Source organism: Thauera terpenica 58Eu, from assembly GCF_000443165.1.
Classification (GTDB): domain Bacteria; phylum Pseudomonadota; class Gammaproteobacteria; order Burkholderiales; family Rhodocyclaceae; genus Thauera; species Thauera terpenica.
On sequence record NZ_ATJV01000063.1, the window covers coordinates 1 to 20,098 of the forward strand.

A 20,098-nucleotide genomic window follows, 5' to 3' on the forward strand; every position below is an offset into this window, starting at 1 on the left:
GCGGTACCGTACGTACTTCATACATACGATCTCTACGTACTGTACGGTCCTGCTTCGGATTCCGAAGCGGGGGGTTCGTCGTTCCGAAGCAGGGCATCTTCGCCTTCTTCGGATTTCGCCGCGTCCGGCTTCTGTGGATAACTGGGGGCCTCGCCGGTGTGCTCGTCCGTCAGCCTGTGGGCGAGCACTTGCAGGCGGGTGGGCAGGCTGCGGCCGCTCAGCAGTGGGTCCTCGGCGATCTCCCAGAGCGTGTGCAGGCCAACCCGTTGCACCGCCTTGCTGGCGTGGGTCAGCGCCTGGCTGACCAGGCCCAGGTAGTCTGGGTCGAGCTGCATCGCCTCGAAGGGCGTAAGCGGCTCGTCGTGGAGCACGTAGAGATTGCCCTGGATACGCCCGGTCCTGGGATCGCGCCGCCGGCGCACCAGGCTGAGCCAGCGGGTCAGCCGCAGCAGGGTGAGCGCCCTGGCTACGGTCTCGTGGGAGGCCTTCGGGGTGCAGGGCAACGATGCCAGGTAGGGCCGCAACGCTTCGTAGGTGGGGAAGGCGGTGATCCCGTCGTCGTTGAGCAGCAGACGAAACACCTGCCAGGCATTGCGCTCCAGCGGCGTGAGCCGGGTGTCCAGGAGCAATCGGCGGGGTACGCTGTCGTGGCGATTCCCGCTGAACAGGAAGCCGTCGTTGGGCAAGGGCCCGCTCGCAGTCGACGGGATGCGGTTGGCGGCGTCATTGAGCAGCGCCGACAACGGCACCGGGCCAGCGCGCGAGGAAGACCCGCCGGTGCCCATGGCCTACACCAGTCCCTGGTCGATCCAACTCCGGATGGCGGCCCAGACGACAGAGGCCGGCAGATCCTGCTCCTCGGCAAGGTCGAGGGCGAGCTCCAGCATCGAGATGTCGTCCTCGAGCGCAATGCCACGCGCTTGCACGGCCGGTTTCCAGCGCTCCCACAATGCGTTCTCCTGCGCTTCGCTGAGCACCGGATGTCGGCCCTTGCGCTTGGGCAGGCTCAGGATGTCCCGGCGCAGCGCCACCTCCTGGTGGGTGAGCCCATAGAACTTGCTGACCATCTCGGTGCTGGCGCCCAGACGCAGCATGCGGTCGACGGTCGCGATCTCCTTTTCGACGTCGCGGACCTGATTCAGCAGCCGCTGCAGCACGTCCCGATTCACCTTCACCGAACACCAGGACACCGTGGCGTTGACCAGTACGCTGACCAGCGCCGGATGCTTCAGGGCTTCCAGCTCCTCCTCTCCGAATCCCATGGCCTTGCAGCGACGCAGCTGGCCGTTGCGCAGGTCGTGCAGGGCTTGGGCGATCACGGCCTGATTGAGGGGATGCGGAGCCGACATGGCGTATGTCCCCCGGGCTCAGGTGTCGGTGGACGAGCCCGCGCCGGCTTCCAGATCCAGCAGGCGGCGCGCCAGGCGCAGCAGACGGAAGAGCTTCACCAGCCCGTTGTCGCTCAGACGATCCGAGGCGGGCCCGTTCCGCCGCCCTTGCAGGAGCGGGCCCAGTGCATCGGTCAGGCGCAGGTCGTCCAGCGTCGAGAGCGGCGCTGGCGCGGCGAGGTAGCCCGTGCTCAAGGCCTGCAGCAGGGTCAGCACGGCCCGGGCAAGAAAGGGCAGGGCATGCGCGTTCGCGGACAGGGCATCGGCGTTGCAGACGTAACCCAAGCCTTCATCGGTGGGTTCGATGCAGTCGGCCTGTCCGGCCTCCTCGGCGATCTCGCGCGCGAACTGTGCGATGTGCACGCGCAGGCGCTCGGGGACATCCAGGCCGGGCTCGATGTACCAGACATCCGAGATCGGATACAGCCCGCCGGCCTGCACCGGGATGGCCCGCAGCACGTTGGCTTCGAAGTCCGGCAGCGCATCGCCCAATTGGTCGGCCACCATGCGCTGGATGGACTGCAGGCGTTCGGTGGTCGGGGCCAGCGAAACGATGTGCCCCTGCAGGCGATCGGGATCGGGCGATGGCGAGGGGTGGGTATTCTGCGCCGGTGCCGCAGTCTCCTCGGTCGAGGACGAGGCCGTGGTCGCAACGGGCGAGAGTGGCGGCGCAGGGTGGGGCGGCGCAGGGTGGGGCGGCGTACCGGGGGCTTCCGAGGGCAGCCGAGTCGGCGTGGGGGCGGTTGGACGCCGCGGATGCGCCGTGGCCAGCGTCGGGTCGCTGCCCAGGGCGCGTTGCCGGCTTTCGTTGTCCCCGACCTCCAGGTTCAGCGTGTCGTAATCGACGTCGAGCTGCTCGGCCATCTGGCCCACCAGTTCGTCCTGCACGCGCTGCACCGAGAGCGCCTCGGATGCGCTGTCGAACGTCGCCAGGACCTCGTGGAACAGGGCGTGGAAATCCTCGCCGATGCGCGTACCGCGGGCGCGCTGCTCCCAGATGCGCTCGCAGGCCCGCCGCAGAACGGCCAGCCGCTCGACCTGGTGCCGGCCGAGCCCGCCATACAGGACGTTCGGGATAGCCGGCAGCAGGTACTGCACGGCGTCGCGCATGCGGCTGATGTGGGATTGCTGGATGGGAAACCCGTCGGCGGTCAGGCGGCGGGCAAGTTCGGATTGCGAGAGGGCTTGGCCGCTTTCCTGTTCGTAGAGTTCGCGTGCCTTCTCGACGCCGAGGGCGCGCTCGATGAAGCTCAAGCCCCCGTGCAGCTCGTTTTCGGCCAGGTGGCCGGTCAGCGCGACGATCTCGCCGCGTGCCGGCCAGGGCCGGAACAGGCAGGGGATGCGGAAGAAGCGTTCGTCCTTCGACTCACTCCATAGCTCGCACAGGATCGCCAGCCGGGTGTTGCCGCCATTGCGGATGATGTAGGTGCTCTCGCCGGGGCGACGGGTGATCGCTGGTGGCGCGTCCAACCCGCGCTCTCGGATCGATGCCTTGATCTCGTCGTAGAGCGGGTTGCGGGTGACGCGCGGGTTGTGGTCGTAGGGCCGCAGCTGATCCAGCGTTACCACCATCGGGGTGTCGGCGATCGGATCGGTCAAGGCCGCGGCGTCCGGGCCGGTGCGCGCAAATCCCTCGGCGAGCAACTTGCCGGCCATGTCCTGCGGGGTCAGGTCAGCCATGCCCGGGTTCCCTTCCGCAATGGTCGCCATCGGTGGCGGCTTGTCGTCCAGCCTGGCGCAGCTGCGCGCGGGCATTGCGATCGGCCCGATGGTCGCTGGGCGTGGAACCCGTGAAGACCGGGGGCAGCCCGGCCTTGGTGAACTTGAGGTGGCCGCCGGGTGTCCGCACGACTTTCCAGCCTTCGCTCAGCGCATACTCGATCAACGGTCGCAGGCGCTTGTGGCCCCGACACAGGTCACGCGGGTTTGGCATGGGAGCGCCTCCCCCGATGCTTGCCGGCCACCGTGTGGAGCCGATCGATCCATTGGGGAAACAGCTCGCAGGCCAGGGCGCGGATGGTGTCCAGCGCTGCCGGCGCGACGCGTGTTGCTGGGCGCCGGTATTCGACGCGATGTACCGGCAGCCCAAGTGTCGCCGCGCGGGGATAGGCCTCGACGGCAGGGATGTCGGTGTCCAGGACATGGACGCCGGCGTGGTCCCGGAAGATCTGGCGCAGCGCGTGCTGGATCGCGCGGGCGTTCGCCGACACGGGGTGCACGCGATTGATGAGCAGGTGCAACGGCGGCGGCGCGATGCCGAGGCGGCGATAGGGCGCGATGTCCTCGATCAACTGCAAGGTGCCGCGGCGCAGTTCGCGCGCAGCGAGGATCTCCGGGGTGACCGGGGAGATGGCCAGGTCGGACGCCAGCACGGCCATCTCCAGCAGCACGCTGCGCGCGCCCTGGGTGTCGATCAGCATCAGGTCGTAATGCGGTGCGAAGGCGGGGAGCAGGTTGCGCAGCCGCAGCCGGCCGTCCGGCGCATGCAGCAGCAGGGTGTTCAGCTGGCCCTTATCGTCGTTGGAGAGCACCAGGTCGAGGCCGGCGATGTTGGTGCTGGACACCAGCTGGGCATCGCGCTGCTCGTTGAAGGCCAGCAACTCGTAGATACCCCCAGGCGCCCGCCTGTCGACGGTGAAATAGCTCGACAAGGTCGGCTGGACGTCGAGGTCCACCAGCAGGACGCGCAACCCGGCGTCGGCGACGAAGCCGCCGAGATTGGCCGCGGTCGTGGTCTTGCCGACGCCGCCCTTGGTCGAAATGATGGAGACCACCTGCATGGCGCCGCTCCTCGATGGCAATGACGGGGGAGCGGGGCTCAGACGCGCTCTTTGAGGCGGTCCGCGATCCACTGGTCGATCTCGGCCGAATCCCAGCCGACGGCGCGCACACCCAGGCGCAAGGCCTTGGGAAACTTGCCTTCCTTCATCAGGTTGTAGATGTGGGCGCGCTTGAAGCCGGTCTTGGCCTCGACCTCGGCGCGGCGCAGGATGCGGCGTTCGACGGGAAGGTCGAAGGCGGTCTGCGAAGACATGGTGGGCACTCCTTGACGCTCGGTGGCGCTGTTGCGAAGTGCCTCGTATTCAATAGCGCATGCTGGACAAATGCACTGCAACTGCAGTGCGTGCGACTGCAGTTGCAGTTGAGTCTATGCGGCGCCGACCTGCCGCTTGGCGGCCGCGAACTTCGCCCAGAGCGTGCGTTCGCTGATGCCCGGTCGCCCTTCGTGGTGGGCGATTAACGCGCTGATCACCGCTTCCATGGTCTCGAACGACGAGTAGGGCGTGCCGCTCGGTGACTTGCCCAGCAACAGCGTGAGCAGCCCGCCGACGATGTTCAGGTAGGTGGTCTCGCTCCTCGGAGGCAGGACGCGCTCGGGTGGGCCCTGGCGCCTGATCTCCTTGCGCAGGGCTTCGATCTCCCGCTGATGATCAGCTAGCTGAGCCCTGAGCGCTTCCCGGTCGGCGAGCAGCGCTTGAACGGCCTCGACGCTGATCGCCGGATGCAACTGCCGCTCGATGTCGTCGAAGAGAAACGCCGGCCTGTGGCTGGGATAGAAGCGCGTCATCCAGGCCCTGAGGTCGACGTGCCGGATGGTCAGTTGCGGATCGTCGAGCAAGGACGGATCGTCGCAGGTGATGCCGGCCCGGCCGTACGGGAGTTCGCGATTACGCAAGGCGTCGAAGATGCGCTCGACGTTCAGCCGCAGCATCGGCCACCGTGGGAAGTCCTCGGGGCTGGGAATGTTGCGGGTGCCTACGACTTCGAGAATGCGCGATTCGAACCGCTCCAAACCGCTCCATCGAATGGCTGCCTCGATCGGGCGATAGAATGTCCTGCAGTAGTGAATGCTGTCGCTTCTGTACATTTCCGCTCCCAGCGTTCCGACTTGTCAGCCGGAACGCCCGAACTCCCCATCGATGTGGAGTGCGTCATGCCGCTCTCGTTGGCTGCCTGCTGTTGACGGTGGAAAGGTTGATGCCGAAGGGGGGCATCGATCAAAATGTATGCGGATCTGGCGATGTCACATTGCGTACCCGCCGTACCCGCCGTGACCGGCGCCCATCGCCGCTATAGTCAAGGCATGCACGACGAAGCAATGTCTCTTGGTGCGCCTAGCTGTGGAGTCTTCATGCTTGATGCATTGCGGCAAAGACCGATCAGGTCTAAACGGGGATTGGCGATGTCAACGCCATAGCGTCAGACGGGAAGCGCTCAGGTGCCAGTGGTGCGAGGGGATGGGATGAAATTGTCGCTGCTTGAGGATGTCAGCTTCGTGCAATGCAGCAAAATCGCCGTTTCGGTGCGAGTGGCCGCGCGAACGGAACGAATTTCGCCGGTCGAGAGATCGCGTGCCGTATTCCGGTGCATGCATATTGGGTCTTGTTGGAGACTGAAAGGGAAGGGGCTCCTTCAGTGGGAATTGGCATTGGGGCGTGCGGGCGCCGGCCAATTGCGCCCCCCGCTCGCCAGAATGCCTCAGGCGACAGTCGTGGTGATGTGCTGCGTTCCGGGCAATGCGATCAGGCGCCGACCCTAGTCGCGCGACGGACGAAACTGCTCAGCTGTTCGGACGGCTGAACGTCGGGTCGCAGAAGATAGGTCGTGAGTACGCCCAAACTCCCCGCAAGTGGACGGGCAACTACGTCAGCATAGTTGCATGCTGCAAGATGTGCGGCGCTGGAGAAGCCGATTCCGTATCCTGCAGCCACCAACGCGAGCATCAAGTCGTGTGAGGTCACCCGTTCGACCACTACCGGATGCGCATCCACCGAGCACAGCAGTCGTTCCACCTGCCGGCTGCAGCCTTCGCAGACCTCGGGGTGGCAAAGCACCAGCGGATAATTCACGACTTCGCGCAAGGGTACATGCTTGTGTACCAGCAAAGGGTGTCTGCATGGCATGGCCACCACCAATGGATCCCGCCAGACCGGCTCAGCGACGATGCCGTCACCTACCTCATTTGACAGCGCAAACCCGGCATCGTAGATGTCGTCATGAAGGCCCTTCAGATGTTGCGCCAACGAAGTCTCGAACAGCCGGATCTCGGTTTCGGGCGCTTCTTCCCTGCAAAGTGCGAGCAGCGTAGTCAGGCGGGTTCTGGCGATGCCGTCGGAAAGCGCGATGCGCAGTGCACCACGATAGCCGGTCGCCGCTGACTTTGCGTCAGCTTTGGCCTGTTCGAAGGTGAAGATCACGCGGCGGGCACCTTCGAGAAAAGCCTGACCGGCCAAGGTCAGGCGAACCCCTCGGGAGGTCCGCTCGAACAGCATGACGTCCAGATCCACCTCGAGCTTCTTGATGACACGGGACAACGGGGATTGTTCCATGTGTAGCCGTTCTGCGGCCCGGCTGAAGTGAAGTTCTTCCGCGACGGCGATAAAGCAGCGGAGTTGGCGTAGGTTCATCCGAAGCTTCTCGTACAACCATGCTGGTGGCTAAGCTGGAGCTCAGCCGCAATCAGCAGGCAGAGAACGGCCGCGGTTCAGCTGCCGGTGCCCTTTGTGACGACCAGCCATCTCGACAGTAGTCGCAATGGCTTCCCTCGCATCGGGGTCGAACAGTTGGACATTGGGGGTTGTGTTCAACGCTGATACATGCGCCCCCGTCTTGACGACGTCGATGACCATGACGATTGAACTCGCAAACATGAACTCGTGTTTCCTTGTTTGGGTTCGTGCGCTTTGCCGAACCTTGGCACGCAGTCGACCGGGATTCGCGAAACGCGGAACGGCGGTTGATCGTTCTGGACCCATGGACGGCGCGGAAATCTGGCCACGGAAACTGTACGGTTCCGTCTGGCCGATCGATCAAGCCAAGTTGACAGAATCATAGAACCTGTTTAGTCCCGTCCGCCCCCAACTTTTGTCAGGTTTCTTCCCCTTCCAGCTGGTTCAGCCTTAAGTCGCGTCTTGGTGCTCCGGATAGCGGTGCACGGACGTACTACGCGCCCCGCCCAGAGGACACGGCGGGATACAAGGACAAGAAAGGGGCAAGAGATGGAAGCAAGCGTTGGTGCTCTGCGTGGCCGAGTGGCGGCAGACATCGCTGGCAAGGACGGTGCGGCGGTCACGCGTGCATGGGCCATCGTCGGCGCTGGGTTCATGGCGTTCATGCTGTATGTGGTGTACCACTGGGTGACTGCTCCGTACCTTGGGCCGACGCGGCTCCCTGAGGGTGTCGAGGTTCCCCTGAACTTCAAGATCGGCGTGCGGGCGGTTGAGCTCGGCATGTCGATCGTGTGGCTGTATTTCATCTACACGCAAATCTGGAAGCCCATTCGGCAGACCGGCCAGCCGAACACCCTTGGTCTGTTGGGTATCGGGTTCTTCTTCGCCATCTTCTGGGATCCGTCGATGAACTGGATCCAGCAGGGCTGCGTGTACAATCCATATGCATTCAACATGGGTTTCCTGTCGGGTGAGATTCCCGGTTGGATGAGTCCGAGGGCAAACCTGCTGCCCGAGCCTCTGATCGCCTGGTCCGGCGGCTACCCGGGCTTCCTGATCTGGGGCTGCCTCTTCGGCCTGGCGGCCATGCGCTGGACGAAGGCGCGGTTCCCTTCCATCACCAATCTGCGGCTCGGCATCGTGGGCGTGCTTGCGGTGATGTTCTTCGACATGGTCCTCGAGATGGCGTTGATCCGCTTTACCGGCATCTACGCTTACCCGGGTTCGATCCGTGCGCTGAGCATCTTCGGCGGGCACTGGTACCAGTTCCCCATCTACGAGGCGATCTTCTTTGGCGGATGGTGGGGGCTGTGTGCGGTGCTGCTGTACTTCAAGGACGACAAGGGGCTGACCTGGGTCGAGCGCGGCGTCGAGAAGATGGATTTCTGCAAGCGTTCCAACTTCCGCAAGGGCATGGTGCGCGCGATTGCGGTGATCGGCTTCTGCCAGACCGTCGAGCTGTTCATATACGTATTGCCGATGCCGCTGATCACCGCGAACGCCGATCCCTTCCCGGATGATACGCCGGCCTTCTTCACGGTGGGGACCGGCATGTGCGGCCCCGGAACCGGGCTCGCCTGCCCCAGGCCGGATCTGCCGATCATGCGCCGCAACGACCTGGAAAAGTTCTCCGCCACGCCGCAGATCGCGCACGAGCAGGCGCCGGTGGCGGTAGGTCAATAGGAGTAGGCGCGGAGGGAGTGGGTACCGTTCCCTCCGCGCCCGCAGGTAGGGGGTTTCACCTCTCTGGGGGGGGCGATTGGAAGGCTGTGATGCGTGCATTCGGAAGCTTGCAGAGTGCTGAAACATACGGTAAGATGACATACAGTATGTACCAGTAAATAGTTGCGTGGGGGCGAGCATGGCCGGTTTGTACTTCGAAGAATTCTCGGTTGGGCAGGAGATTCGGCACGAGATCCGCCGCACCGTGACCGAGGCGGACAACGTCTGGTTCTGCGCGGCGACCTACAACCCGGCGCAGATCCATATCGACGCCGACTACTGTGCGGGCACCGAGTTCGGCAAGCCGCTGGTGAACAGCGTATTCACGCTGGGCTTGGTGATCGGGTTGTCGGTGCAGGACACGACGCTGGGGACGACGGTCGCCAATCTTGGCATGACCGAGGTGAAGTTCCCGGTGCCGGTGTTTGCGGGCGACACCCTGCGCTCGGTGACGACCGTGCTCGAGCTGCGCGACAGCAGGTCGCGGTCCGGACAGGGCATCGTGACCTTCCGCCATGAAGGCTTCAACCAGCGCGGCGAGCTGGTCGCGACCTGTCTGCGCCAGGCGCTGATGCATCGGAGGCCGGCGCAATGAAGATGCGTTCGCTGCTGTTCGTTCCCGCCGACAGCGGGAAGAAGCTCGACAAGGCGCGCGGCAGCGCGGCCGACGTGCTGATCGTCGATCTGGAGGATGCGGTCGCCGAGCAGCGCAAGCCGGTCGGGCGCGAGCTGGCGGCGGCGTTCCTGCGGCAGCCGGCTTCCTCGCCCCGGAGCAGGGTCTTCGTGCGCGTGAATCCGCTGGGCGGCCCGCACTGCATGAACGATCTCGCCGCTGTGGTCGGCGAGGGGCTGGACGGCGTGGTGCTGCCCAAGGCCGACGGCATCGAGGACGTGATCCGCCTCGGCCATTGCCTCGATGCGCTGGAAGCGCGTGCGGGGCTGGCGCACGGTGCGGTCAGGATCCTCGTGGTGGCCACCGAGACCGCCGCGGCGATGCTCGGCATCGGCGGCTACCGGCGCGGCCATCCGCGGCTCGCCGGCCTGACCTGGGGCGCGGAGGATCTGTCTGCCGTGCTCGGTGCGGCGTCGAACCGCGAGGCCGACGGTGAGCTGTCCCATGCCTACCTGATGGCGCGCTCGATGTGCCTGGTCGGCGCGGCCGCCGCCGGCGTGGCGCCGATCGACACGCTGTACGCCGATTTCCGCGACGAGGAAGGCCTGGCGCGCGACTGCGCCGCTTCCCGCAGGCGCGGCTTCGCCGGCCGCATCGCGATCCACCCGGCGCAGGTGGACATCATCAACCGCTGTTTCTCGCCGAGCGACGAGGATCTGGCGCAGGCGCGCGAGGTGGTCGCGGCCTTCGCCGCCCAGCCCGACGCGGGCACCGTCGGTATCGGCGGAAGAATGTACGACCGGCCGCATCTGGTCCAGGCGCTGCGCACGCTCGCCGCGGCCGCGGCCTGACCCGTCCCGGCGCGGAGACGGGCGCAAAGCAACGTTGACCAAGGATTCACAAATGGATTTTTCAGTCGATTCCGATCACCAGGCCATCCGCGACGGCGTTGCCGCGGTGGTGCGCCAGTTCAGCGACGAGTACTGGCTCGCGCGTGACGAGGACGGTGAGTTTCCGCGCGAGTTCCACCGCGCGATGGCCGAGGCCGGCTGGCTTGGCATCACCATGCCTGCCGAGTATGGCGGCGCGGGGCTGGGCGTCACCGAGGCCGCGATCATGATGCACGAGGTGGCGTCCCATGGCGGCGGCATGAGCGCGACCTCCACGGTGCACATCAACCTGTTCGGCCCTCACCCGATCGTGGTATTCGGCACCGACGAGCAGAAGGCGCGCTGGATTCCGCGCCTGATCAGCGGCGAAGACCAGTGCTGCTTCGGCTTCACCGAGCCGGATGCGGGCCTCAACACCACGGCGATCAAGACTTTCGCGGAGAAGGTCGACGGCGGCTACATCGTGCGCGGGCAGAAGGTATGGACCTCCACCGCCCAGGTCGCCAACAAGATCATGCTGCTCACGCGCACCACGCGCCTCGAGGACTGCAAGCGGCCCACCGACGGCATCACGATCTTCTACACCGATCTCGACCGCTCGAAGATCGAGGTGCGGCGCATCCCGAAGATGGGGCGCAAGGCGGTCGATTCCAACGCCATCTTCATCGACGAACTGTTCGTGCCGGACTGCGACCGCATCGGCGAGGAGGGCAGGGGTTTCAGCTACGTGCTGCACAGCATCAATCCGGAACGGATCCTGATCGCCGTCGAGGCGATCGGCATCGGCCAGGACGCGCTGCGCCGCGCCACCCAATACGCAAAGGAGCGTGTGGTATTCGGCCGCCCGATCGGCGCCAACCAGGGCATCCAGCATCCGTTGGCGGAGCGCTGGATGGCGCTCGAGGCCGCGTGGCTGATGGCGATGAAGGCGGCCTGGTTGTACGACTCGGACCAGTCCTGCGGCGCCGAGGCCAACACCGCGAAGTTCCTCGGTGCGCGCGCCGGCTACGACGCCGCGCTGCAGGCGGTGCTGACCATGGGCGGCTTCGGCTACGCCAAGGAATACCACGTCGAGCGGCTGCTGCGCGAGGTCACGGTGACCCGGATCGCGCCGATCACCGAGCAACTGATCATGTGTTTCATCGGAGAAAAAGTACTCGATCTGCCGAAGTCCTATTGAAGGCTGGAGTTCGCCCGCCGGCCGGCATCGGGGTGTTGCAGTGCGCGGGCTCAATCAAAAAAGGTAGGAGACAACCGCATGAAAAACAGGAAGGCCCGCGTGGTCCTGAGGTCGTGTATCGCAACCGCGATTGCCATGGCATTTTCAAACGGCGCGTACGCCCTGGACTTCGAATTCGGGGATGGCTGGAAAGGGAGCTGGAGCAACAATCTGTCGCTGGGTACGAGCTGGCGCGCAAGCGGGCCGGATTCGGCCCTGTACGGACAGGACAACGGCCGTCTCGTCGGGCGCACCAACGGTACCGGCAACAACACGCTGGACGAAGGCAACCTCAACTACGACAAGGGCGACCCGTTCTCGACCCAGCTCAAGTGGATCACCGAACTGGAATTCAAGAAAGGGACCATGGGTGCGTTCGTGCGCGGCAAGGCCTGGTACGACTACACCCTGAACAAGCAAAACGTCCGCTTCGGCAACCAGCTCACCAACTACAACGGCTACGACTCCGCCACCGACCGCCTGGGCAAGCGGCGCCCGCTCTCGGACGAGGGCTTCGAGCGCCTGAACCAGTTCGACGGCACCTACCTGCTCGACGCCTACGTGTATGACTCCTTCGACATCGCCGGAAATCCGCTCCAACTGCGCGTCGGCAACCAGGTCGTCAACTGGGGTGAGAGCCTGTTCATCCAGGGGGTCAACCAGATCAACCCGATCGACCTGCCGTCCTTCCGCAAACCCGGCACCCAGGTCAAGGAAGTCTTCCTGCCCGTGCCGATCGTGCTGGCGAACCAGAGCATCGGTAATCTCGGCAGCATCGAAATGTTCTACCAGTGGAAGTGGCGCAATACGCCCATCGAGGCCGGCTGCGGGAATTACTGGTCGGTTTCGGCCAGCCCCATCAGCGCCAGACCGGCCGGCTGCGACAATTCCGTATCGCTGGCGGGTTCGAGTCCATTCGGCGTGAACGCGGGTCTGTACGTACCGGTGAGCAATGGTGAGAAGCCGCGCGATTCCGGGCAGTACGGGGTGGCGTTCCGCACCAATCTGGAAGAGATCGATACCGAACTCGGCCTCTACGCGATGAAGATACATGCCCGCACGCCGGCGCTCTCGGCACACTTCTGGAACCGTCCGGACATGTTCAGCCCCTTCACGGTGACGTGGGACTACCCCGAGGACATCAAGGTGTACGGCCTGAGTCTGGCGACCAATCTTTCCGGCTGGTCGGTGGCCTCCGAACTGAGCCACAGCCGGGGCGTGCCGGCGCAGATCGACGGCAATGACCTGTTCCTGTCGATGGTCGGCGCCAGCGGCCTTCTCGTGCCGGGAACGCCGGTTCCCTTCGGCCCCTACGGCGAGCAGGCCGTCGCGACCGGGGCGGCGTTCGCGGCCGGTGAGAACGACGGCTTCCACGTGGGTTACACGCGCACCAACAAGACCCAGCTCCAGTTCAACACCGTCAAGGTCGGCCGGGGCATCCTCGACGCGCAGCAGTACCTGTTCGTCGCGGAGGCCGGGTTCCAGTGGAACGACCTGGACGTGAACAAGCTCCGCTACAACCGGCACTTCATGTTCGGGCCGGGACCGCATTCGACCTATGACGTGATCGTGGGGGAATGCCGCAACCAGAACATCTCCAAGGAAGGCTGCCGCAACGAAGGCTACGTGACCAAGTTCGCCTGGGGCTATCGCCTCAAGTTCGAGCTGACCTACAGCAACGTCATGAACTCCGGGGTGACCGTCCAGCCGAACGTGTTCTGGTCGCACGACGTGGAAGGCTGGTCGGTGGACAGCCAGTTCGCCGAGGGACGCATGGCCCTGGGCCTCGGTGCGCGCTTCTCTTACGACAAGCGCTACAACCTGGACCTGAACGCCGTCCGCTACAACAGCAATGCGGACTACGACGTGCTGCGGGATCGCAGCTTCTATTCGGCCACCGTGAGCATGAGCTTCTAAGAATACCGAGGAGACAAGACAATGATGAAACCTGCAATTTCCGCCTTTGCATGCGCCGTCGTGCTGGGGCTCGCGCCAGCCGCGCAGGCCGAGATGACGCCGGACGAGATCGCCCGTCTCGGCAAGGACCTCACGCCGAACGGCGCGGAGATGGCCGGCAACGCCGACGGAACGATCCCGGCCTGGACCGGCGGTCTCACCAAGCCGCCCGCCGGCTGGGATCCGAAGATGGGCTATGCCGATCCGTTCAAGGACGAGAAGCCGCTGTTCACCATCACCGGTGCCAACGTGGACCAGTACAAGGACAAGGTCACGCCCGGCATGGCGGCGCTGCTCAAGAAGTACCCGAACCAGAGCATGCCGGTGTACAAGACGCACCGCAGCTTTGCCAACCCGCCGGAGGTCTATGCGGCGACCAAGGAGAATGCAGCCCGGGTCAAGCTGGACGGCCTGTCGATCCAGAACTACGAAGCTCCCGGAACGCCCTTCCCGGTGCCGAAGACCGGCGTCGAGGCGATGTACAACCACCTCTTCAAATACTTCGGCGGCTACAAAGCCTGCCGCGATTGGCTGCCGGTGCGGGCCTCGGGCGACTTCTACCGGGTCGGGTTCTGCGAGCACACGGTGCAGGGTCAGAACATGGAGCCGCGGAAGGAGAACCACATCTTTTCCTTCTACGGCGCTTATGACGCACCTTCGACGTTGATCGGCACGATCTATCTGGTCCATGACCCGGTCGACTACACCAAGGGAAGCCGCCAGGCCTGGATCTACAACGCCGGCCAGCGCCGCGTCCGTCGTGCGCCCGACCTGGCCTACGACAACATCGACGACGGCACCGAGGGCATGCGGACCAGCGACGACTACTGGGGTTTCCATGGGGCCCTGGACCGCTACGACTGGAAGCTGGTCGGCAAGAAGGAGATGTACATCCCCTACAACGCCTATCGGCTGATGGACCCCAAGCTCAAGTACGCGGACATGATCGACAAGGGCTCGCTCAAGTCCGATCTGCAGCGCTTCGAACTGCACCGGGTCTGGGTCGTAGAGGCGACGCTGAAGGAAGGGATGTCCCACGTCCTCCCCAAACGGGTCTTCTACATCGACGAGGACAGCCACACCGTCTCCCTCGCAGAAGGCTACGACGGCCGCGGCAATCTGTGGCGGGTGTACATCTATCCGCTGGTTCAGGCCTATGACGCAGGGGTCATGTTCCAGCCGAACTGGGTCGCCGCGGATCTGAGCAACGGCAACTACATGGTGACTGCCGCGGCGAACGAGCGTCCCCAGCCCGCGTACGAGTGGAACGTCAAGGGTCTGGAGGCCGACTTCACCACCGACGCCATCCGTCGCCGGGGCGTGCGTTAAACGCCCACTCTTCGGGCTGCGTCGTCCGCGGGTCGAAACCCGCCGCGGGCGGCGCAGCCTTCAAACCGAATCCGGCTAGGTGGTCAAGATGTTGAAACAGTGTCTTCTGATGGCCGCGTGCGCGCTGGCGACCGGGCTCTGCCAGGCGGCGGAGGCCAAGGCCGCGCCGACGCCCCATGTGATCAGCGCGCAGCGCTCCGCCCTGTTCGATCTGGTCAGCTTCAACGGCAGCCTGTTCGCCGTGGGCGAGCGCGGCGTGGTCATGCGCAGCGAGGACGGCGGGCGGACGTGGCTGGGCAGGCAGGCGCCGACCGACCGCACGCTCGTGGCGCTGGTGGTCATCGACAAGGATGTCGCCATCGCGGTCGGCCACGGGGGCACCGTCGTGCGCACCGAAGACGGCGGAACGACCTGGCAGGCGGTCACCGTCGAGGAGGCCGGGGAGGATTCCCTGCTCGGCATCACGGTGCTCTCCGATGGCCGCGCCGTCGCTTACGGCGCCTACGGCCTCTATCTCGAGAGCAGGGACCGCGGCAGGACGTGGGCGCGCCGCAAGGTCGTCGGTGAAGACTTCGAATGGCACATCAGCGGCGTGCGCGAGGCCGGTGGCCGGCTCTACCTGGTGGGCGAAGCCGGCACGATGGCGGTGTCCGACGACCTGGGCGAGACCTGGAGCCGCCTCGATTCGCCGTACGAGGGCTCGTTCTTCGGCCTGCTCGAGCTCCGGGATGGCGCCCTGCTGGTCTACGGCATGCGGGGCAACGTGTTCCGCTCCGAGGACCGCGGCCAGTCCTGGCAGGCCGTGCCGTTCGATTCGAAGAGCGCCATCAACGGCGGCACCGTCGGCGCCGACGGGCGGGTCGTGCTGGTGGGCAACAACGGGCTCGTGGCCACGAGCACCGACGGCGGACGCCGCTTCGAGCTCAGGGTCGTGCCCGAGGGGACGCCGCTGGCCAGGGCGGCCTACGCCAACGACGGATCGCTGGTCTATGTCGGTTACCTGGCCGCCGGCCGGATGACGACCGGACAGGCCGGAACGGACCGCGAGTAGGGTATCAGGAGACATCGTGCATAACACTGACCAGCTTCGTTCCGACGCCGCGGGCGGCTCCGCCGGGGCCGACGTCCATGGCGAGTTCCGCCCGGAGGAGTTCTCCAGCGGGTTCATCGGGCGCTTCGCCTACGCGACCTTCCGCCATCGCCTCCCCTTGCTGATCCTCGGCATCCTGCTGACGGTGGTGCTCGGCTATTCTGCGCTGGAGCTGCGGGTCAGCTCCGGGTTCGCGAAGATGATCCCGGTCAACCACGAGTACATGCAGACCTTCGCCGACTACAAGGCCGATTTCGGCGGCGCCGACAAGGTGCTGGTGGCGATCAAGGTGCGCGAAGGCGACATCTACCGCAAGGACGTCATCGACGTCGTCCGCGGCGTGACCGAGGAACTGTTCTACATCCGCGGCGTCGAGCGCAGCTCGCTGACCTCGCTGGTCACGCCCAACGTCCGCTACAACGAGGTGGTGGAGGAAGGCTTCAAGAGCGGCAACATCGTGCCGGCGGACTTCAGTGGCAAGCCGGAGGAACTGGAGCAGATCCGCCTCAACGTGCTCAAGTCGGACTGGGTCGGCCGCATCGTGTCGGCGGACATGACCGCCACCATGGTCGTGGCCACCCTGCAGGCGACCGACCCCGACACCGGCAAGCCGCTCGACCTGCGCGAGGTGGGCGACCGCCTGGAGGAGATCCGCGCCAAGTATGAGAACGAGCTGGTCACGGTGCACATCATCGGTTTCGCCAAGGCGACCGCGGACATTGCCGCGGGCGCTTCCAGCGTGCTGGTGTTCTTCGTCGTGGCCTTCTTCATCACCGCGATCCTGCTGTACTGGTATTCGGGCTCCCTGATGCTCACCAGCTGGGCGCTGATCGCGGCGCTGATCCCGGTGGTGTGGCTGCTCGGCATCCTGCCGCTGATCGGCATGGGGCTCGACCCGATGTCCATCCTCGTGCCCTTCCTGATCTTCGCGATCGGCGTCTCGCACGCCGTGCAGATGACCAATGCGTGGAAGCTGGAAACCCTGCGCGGCCACGACGGCGTGACGGCCTCGCGCAACTGCTTCCTGAAGCTGTTCATCCCGGGCGCCACCGCCTTGCTCGCGAACGCGCTCGGCTTCATGGTGATCGCGGTGGTCGATATCCAGATCGTGCGCGAGCTGGCCTACACTTCGACGATCGGCGCCACGGTGATGATCCTCACCAACAAGATCCTGCTGCCGATCCTGCTCTCGTACATGAAGTTCTCGGCGAAGACGGCCAGCAAGCTGCACGGCCACGAGACCGCCGGCTATGCGCTGTGGGAGCGCCTGGGCGTGCTCGCCACGCCGCGCGGCGCGGTGCTGCCGATCATCGTCGCGCTTGCGTTGACTGGCGTGGGCATCTGGAAGGTCGGCGACCTGAAGATCGGCGATCTGGGTAAGGGTGTTCCCGAGCTGCGCACTGATTCGCGCTACAACCAGGATGTTGAGACGATTACCAGCAGCTTCGCGATCGGTGTCGATCTGCTGCAGGTGATCGCTGAGGCAGATGGCGACGACTCGCCCTGCGTACAGCGCGAGGTGCAGGAAAAAATCGAGAAATTCGACTTCGAGATGCGCCAGACAGAAGGTGTGGCCGCAGTGCGCAGTCTGGCGTCCTTCATCCGCGCGGTGACGCAGGACTTCGCCGAGGGCTGGTATGCGTGGCGGATGCTGCCCGAATCGGTGCCGCAGATCGCCCAGGGCATCGGCATGGCGACGCGGCTCGGCAACGAGTACCGCAACTCGAAATGCACCGCGATGCCGATCTCGATCTACACCGCCGACCACCAGGCCACGACGATCAACCACATCGTCGAGCGCATCAAGGCCTTCAAGGCCGAGAACGATACCGAGTCGCTGCGCTTTCGCCTCGCCTCGGGCAACGTCGGCGTGATGGCGGCCACCAACGAAGTGGTGGAACGCTCGGACAAGTGGGTGAACTTCACCCTGTTCAGCTCGGTGGCGCTGCTGTGCCTGGTCACCTTCCGTTCGCTGCGCATCACGCTGTGCATCATCGTGCCGCTCGCCATCGTGACGCTGCTGTGCAACGCGACGATGGCGGCGCTGGGCATCGGCGTGAAGGTGAACACGCTGCCGGTGATCGCCATCGCGGTCGGCGTCGGCGTCGACTACGGCATCTACCTGTTCGAGCGCATCAAGCACGAGATGCATGAACGTGGGCACAGCCTGCAGGAAGCCTTCGTCCAGTCACTCAAGGAGCGAGGCACCGCCTCGGTGTTCACCGCGGTGACGATGACCGTGTCGGTCATGACCTGGGCCTTATCTACGCTCAAGTTCCAGGCTGACATGGGCATCCTGCTGGCGTTCATGTTCATGGTCAATCTGTTCGGCGCGATCCTGCTGATGCCCGCCATTGCGGCCTTCGTGGTCGGCAAGCAGCAGAAGGGGTGAGCGGGTGAATCTACCGAATCAGCATGGAGAACGGAAAATGCCTTTGAGTAGCCCCTCTGCTGCACTTTGTGAGGGCGCGGCGACGGTGCCGAGTGCCGAGCAGATCGCGGCCAGCAACATGGCGCGCTTCGCCGCTGCGATGGAGGCGCGCCATCAGCGCCGCTTCGACGACTACGAGTCGTTGCACCGCTGGTCCGTCGAGCAGCTCGACGAGTTCTGGAGCGGACTGTGGGATCACTGCGGTGTCGTCTCTCAGGCCAAGGGCGACGTCGTCCTCGAGCGCGGCGTCACGATGGAGCAGGGTCGCTGGTTTCCGCAGGCCCGGCTGAACTTTGCTGAGAACCTGCTGCGCCATCGCGGCGACGCGGACGCCCTGGTGTTCTGGGGCGAGGATCGCGTCAAGCGCCGCCTGTCGCGCGACCAACTGTTCGCCGCGGTGGCGCGGCTGGCCGCGGGGATGCGTGCGTGCGGGGTCAAGGCGGGCGACCGGGTTGCGGCCTTCATGCCGAATTCGCCAGACACCGTCATCGCCATGCTCGCCGCGAGCAGCATCGGCGCGATCTTCAGTTCCGCCTCGCCCGACTTCGGCCCGCAGGGCATCCTCGACCGCTTCGGGCAGATCGAGCCGGTGATGCTGTTTGCCACCGACGGCTACTACTACAACGGCAAGGCGCACGAATGCCTTTCCAAGCTCGGGGAGATAGTGGACTTGCTGCCGACGGTACGCACCGTCGTGGTCTGTCCATACCTGGGACTCGATCTGCCCATGGACGAAATCCGCAGCGCGGTCGCGCTGGACGCATTTACAGCACCGCATGCGGCGGTAGAGGAGATTGCATTCGAGCAGCTGCCGTTCGATCACCCGCTCTATATAGTGTTCTCCTCGGGTACCACAGGCGTGCCGAAATGCATTGTGCATCGCGCGGGCGGAGCGCTCTTGCTGCACCTCAAGGAACACCAGCTGCATGGAAACGTCCGCGAAGGTAGCAGGCTGTTCTACTTCGCCACATGCAGCTGGGTGATGTGGGACTGGTTGGCCTCCGGCCTGGCTTCCGGCGCCGCGCTGATGCTCTACGACGGCAGCCCCTTCGCGGCCGACAACCACATCCTGTTCGACTACATGCAGGCGGAGCGTTTCACCCACTTCGGCACCTCGGCGAAATTTCTCGAAGCTTGCGCCAAGTTTGACTTGGCACCGATGCACACGCACGACACCAGCAGCGTGGAGGTGCTGTTTTCGACCGGCAGCCCGCTTATGGCCGAGGGCTACGACTACGTCTATCGTGCCTTCAAGCCGGGTGTGCACATCTCGTCGATCTCCGGTGGCACCGACCTGCTCGGCGCCTTCGTCGGCGGCAACCCCGTGCTGCCGGTGTGGCGCGGCGAGATCCAGTGCAAGCAGTTGGGCATGGCGGTCGAGGTGTACGACGAGGACGGCCGCCCGGTGCGTGGCGAGAAGGGCGAGCTGGTGTGCACTGCGCCGTTTCCGACCCAGCCGCTGTATTTCTGGAACGATGCCGAGGGGCAAAAGTACCACGACGCCTACTTCTCGCGCTTCGAGGGCATCTGGTGCCATGGCGACTTCTGCGAGATCACCGCGCACGGCGGCTACATCATCTACGGGCGCTCGGATGCCACGCTCAATCCCGGCGGCGTGCGCATCGGCACCGCCGAGATCTACCGCCAGGTCGACCAGATCGAGGAAGTGGTCGAGTCGGCGGTGATCGGCCAGAGCTGGCCGCCGGAAAAGCCCACCGACGTGCGCGTGGTGCTCTTCGTTCGGTTGCGTGACGGGCTCGTACTGGACGAGGGACTGGCCGAACGCATCAAGCAGCAGATCCGCCGCAATACCACGCCGCGCCATGTGCCCGCCCGGGTCGTCCAGGTCGCCGACATCCCGCGCACCAAGAGCGGAAAGATCGTCGAACTGGCCATCCGCCAAGTGGTGCATGGCGAGGCGGTGAAGAATACCGGGGCGCTGGCCAATCCGGACGCCCTGGAGCAGTTCCGCGGCCGGGTCGAACTGACGTCCTGAACCGCCGTTAGGCG

Annotated in this window: 18 protein-coding genes; 9 read left to right on the forward strand and 9 right to left on the reverse strand. The window is 65.0% G+C overall.

What is annotated here, in order from left to right; all coding sequences use genetic code 11:
- Positions 1-32: 32 nt before the first annotated feature.
- The 9 genes from M622_RS32600 to M622_RS32640 form a co-directional block, all read right to left on the reverse strand.
- Positions 33-785, reverse strand: a complete 753-nt coding sequence (locus M622_RS32600; RefSeq protein ID WP_021249874.1) for an STY4528 family pathogenicity island replication protein — start codon at positions 783-785, stop codon at positions 33-35.
- Positions 786-788: 3 nt separating this feature from the next.
- Positions 789-1,349 carry a DUF2857 domain-containing protein gene (locus tag M622_RS32605; RefSeq protein WP_021249875.1) on the reverse strand — a complete coding sequence of 187 codons (561 nt, stop codon included), beginning with the start codon at positions 1,347-1,349 and terminating at the stop codon, positions 789-791.
- A gap of 18 nt (positions 1,350-1,367) precedes the next feature.
- Positions 1,368-3,068 carry a ParB family protein gene (locus M622_RS32610; protein ID WP_021249876.1) on the reverse strand — a complete coding sequence of 567 codons (1,701 nt, stop codon included), beginning with the start codon at positions 3,066-3,068 and terminating at the stop codon, positions 1,368-1,370.
- Complete coding sequence (locus M622_RS32615; RefSeq protein ID WP_021249877.1) at positions 3,061-3,321, reverse strand: hypothetical protein; 261 nt, start codon at positions 3,319-3,321, stop codon at positions 3,061-3,063. Before M622_RS32615 ends, M622_RS32610 begins: the two co-directional genes overlap by 8 nt.
- A complete protein-coding gene (locus M622_RS32620) occupies positions 3,305-4,168 on the reverse strand; it encodes a ParA family protein (RefSeq protein WP_021249878.1) in 864 nt (287 codons plus the stop codon). The genes M622_RS32615 and M622_RS32620 overlap by 17 nt, the downstream gene beginning before the upstream one ends.
- A 38-nt stretch (positions 4,169-4,206) precedes the next feature.
- Positions 4,207-4,422: an AlpA family transcriptional regulator gene (locus M622_RS32625; protein ID WP_021249879.1), complete on the reverse strand. Its 216-nt coding sequence runs from the start codon at positions 4,420-4,422 to the stop codon at positions 4,207-4,209.
- 114 nt (positions 4,423-4,536) lie between these two features.
- Positions 4,537-5,256, reverse strand: a complete 720-nt coding sequence (locus tag M622_RS32630; protein ID WP_031347059.1) for a hypothetical protein — start codon at positions 5,254-5,256, stop codon at positions 4,537-4,539.
- 655 nt (positions 5,257-5,911) lie between these two features.
- Positions 5,912-6,796 (reverse strand): LysR family transcriptional regulator, encoded by an 885-nt coding sequence (locus M622_RS32635; RefSeq protein ID WP_031347061.1) that lies wholly within the window; start codon positions 6,794-6,796, stop codon positions 5,912-5,914.
- Between the two features lie 42 nt (positions 6,797-6,838).
- A complete protein-coding gene (locus M622_RS32640) occupies positions 6,839-7,039 on the reverse strand; it encodes a hypothetical protein (protein ID WP_021249882.1) in 201 nt (66 codons plus the stop codon).
- Between the two features lie 381 nt (positions 7,040-7,420).
- Between M622_RS32640 and M622_RS40595 the strand changes: the two genes are divergently transcribed.
- From M622_RS40595 to M622_RS32685, 9 genes are all read left to right on the forward strand, one after another.
- Positions 7,421-8,521 carry a spirocyclase AveC family protein gene (locus M622_RS40595; protein WP_021249883.1) on the forward strand — a complete coding sequence of 367 codons (1,101 nt, stop codon included), beginning with the start codon at positions 7,421-7,423 and terminating at the stop codon, positions 8,519-8,521.
- A gap of 178 nt (positions 8,522-8,699) precedes the next feature.
- On the forward strand, positions 8,700-9,155 hold the full coding sequence (locus M622_RS32650; protein ID WP_021249884.1) for a MaoC family dehydratase: 456 nt from the start codon (positions 8,700-8,702) through the stop codon (positions 9,153-9,155).
- Positions 9,152-10,024: an HpcH/HpaI aldolase/citrate lyase family protein gene (locus M622_RS32655; protein WP_021249885.1), complete on the forward strand. Its 873-nt coding sequence runs from the start codon at positions 9,152-9,154 to the stop codon at positions 10,022-10,024. Before M622_RS32650 ends, M622_RS32655 begins: the two co-directional genes overlap by 4 nt.
- A gap of 52 nt (positions 10,025-10,076) precedes the next feature.
- Positions 10,077-11,243, forward strand: a complete 1,167-nt coding sequence (locus M622_RS32660) for an acyl-CoA dehydrogenase family protein (protein WP_021249886.1) — start codon at positions 10,077-10,079, stop codon at positions 11,241-11,243.
- A gap of 78 nt (positions 11,244-11,321) precedes the next feature.
- Positions 11,322-13,199 carry a DUF1302 domain-containing protein gene (locus M622_RS32665; RefSeq protein WP_031347063.1) on the forward strand — a complete coding sequence of 626 codons (1,878 nt, stop codon included), beginning with the start codon at positions 11,322-11,324 and terminating at the stop codon, positions 13,197-13,199.
- Between the two features lie 21 nt (positions 13,200-13,220).
- Positions 13,221-14,567 carry a DUF1329 domain-containing protein gene (locus M622_RS32670; protein WP_021249888.1) on the forward strand — a complete coding sequence of 449 codons (1,347 nt, stop codon included), beginning with the start codon at positions 13,221-13,223 and terminating at the stop codon, positions 14,565-14,567.
- An 88-nt stretch (positions 14,568-14,655) separates the two neighbouring features.
- Positions 14,656-15,618 (forward strand): WD40/YVTN/BNR-like repeat-containing protein, encoded by a 963-nt coding sequence (locus tag M622_RS32675; RefSeq protein WP_084520751.1) that lies wholly within the window; start codon positions 14,656-14,658, stop codon positions 15,616-15,618.
- A 16-nt stretch (positions 15,619-15,634) separates the two neighbouring features.
- Positions 15,635-18,049, forward strand: coding sequence for an efflux RND transporter permease subunit (locus tag M622_RS32680; RefSeq protein WP_021249890.1), 2,415 nt, complete (start codon positions 15,635-15,637; stop codon positions 18,047-18,049).
- A gap of 37 nt (positions 18,050-18,086) precedes the next feature.
- A complete protein-coding gene (locus tag M622_RS32685; protein WP_021249891.1) occupies positions 18,087-20,084 on the forward strand; it encodes an acetoacetate--CoA ligase in 1,998 nt (665 codons plus the stop codon).
- The last annotated feature ends 14 nt before the right edge of the window (positions 20,085-20,098 follow it).

Excerpts from the sequence above, each read along its gene's own strand:
- M622_RS32660 (WP_021249886.1), top strand. The coding sequence starts at position 10,077 with ATGGATTTTTCAGTCGATTCCGATCACCAGGCCATCCGCGACGGCGTT.
- M622_RS32635 (WP_031347061.1), bottom strand. The coding sequence starts at position 6,796 with ATGAACCTACGCCAACTCCGCTGCTTTATCGCCGTCGCGGAAGAACTT.
- M622_RS32675 (WP_084520751.1), top strand. The coding sequence starts at position 14,656 with ATGTTGAAACAGTGTCTTCTGATGGCCGCGTGCGCGCTGGCGACCGGG.
- M622_RS32610 (WP_021249876.1), bottom strand. The coding sequence starts at position 3,068 with ATGGCTGACCTGACCCCGCAGGACATGGCCGGCAAGTTGCTCGCCGAG.
- M622_RS32650 (WP_021249884.1), top strand. The coding sequence starts at position 8,700 with ATGGCCGGTTTGTACTTCGAAGAATTCTCGGTTGGGCAGGAGATTCGG.
- M622_RS32625 (WP_021249879.1), bottom strand. The coding sequence starts at position 4,422 with ATGTCTTCGCAGACCGCCTTCGACCTTCCCGTCGAACGCCGCATCCTG.
- M622_RS32605 (WP_021249875.1), bottom strand. The coding sequence starts at position 1,349 with ATGTCGGCTCCGCATCCCCTCAATCAGGCCGTGATCGCCCAAGCCCTG.
- M622_RS32600 (WP_021249874.1), bottom strand. The coding sequence starts at position 785 with ATGGGCACCGGCGGGTCTTCCTCGCGCGCTGGCCCGGTGCCGTTGTCG.
- M622_RS32620 (WP_021249878.1), bottom strand. The coding sequence starts at position 4,168 with ATGCAGGTGGTCTCCATCATTTCGACCAAGGGCGGCGTCGGCAAGACC.
- M622_RS32665 (WP_031347063.1), top strand. The coding sequence starts at position 11,322 with ATGAAAAACAGGAAGGCCCGCGTGGTCCTGAGGTCGTGTATCGCAACC.
- M622_RS32615 (WP_021249877.1), bottom strand. The coding sequence starts at position 3,321 with ATGCCAAACCCGCGTGACCTGTGTCGGGGCCACAAGCGCCTGCGACCG.
- M622_RS32655 (WP_021249885.1), top strand. The coding sequence starts at position 9,152 with ATGAAGATGCGTTCGCTGCTGTTCGTTCCCGCCGACAGCGGGAAGAAG.
- M622_RS32640 (WP_021249882.1), bottom strand. The coding sequence starts at position 7,039 with ATGTTTGCGAGTTCAATCGTCATGGTCATCGACGTCGTCAAGACGGGG.
- M622_RS32670 (WP_021249888.1), top strand. The coding sequence starts at position 13,221 with ATGATGAAACCTGCAATTTCCGCCTTTGCATGCGCCGTCGTGCTGGGG.
- M622_RS32630 (WP_031347059.1), bottom strand. The coding sequence starts at position 5,256 with ATGTACAGAAGCGACAGCATTCACTACTGCAGGACATTCTATCGCCCG.
- M622_RS32685 (WP_021249891.1), top strand. The coding sequence starts at position 18,087 with ATGCCTTTGAGTAGCCCCTCTGCTGCACTTTGTGAGGGCGCGGCGACG.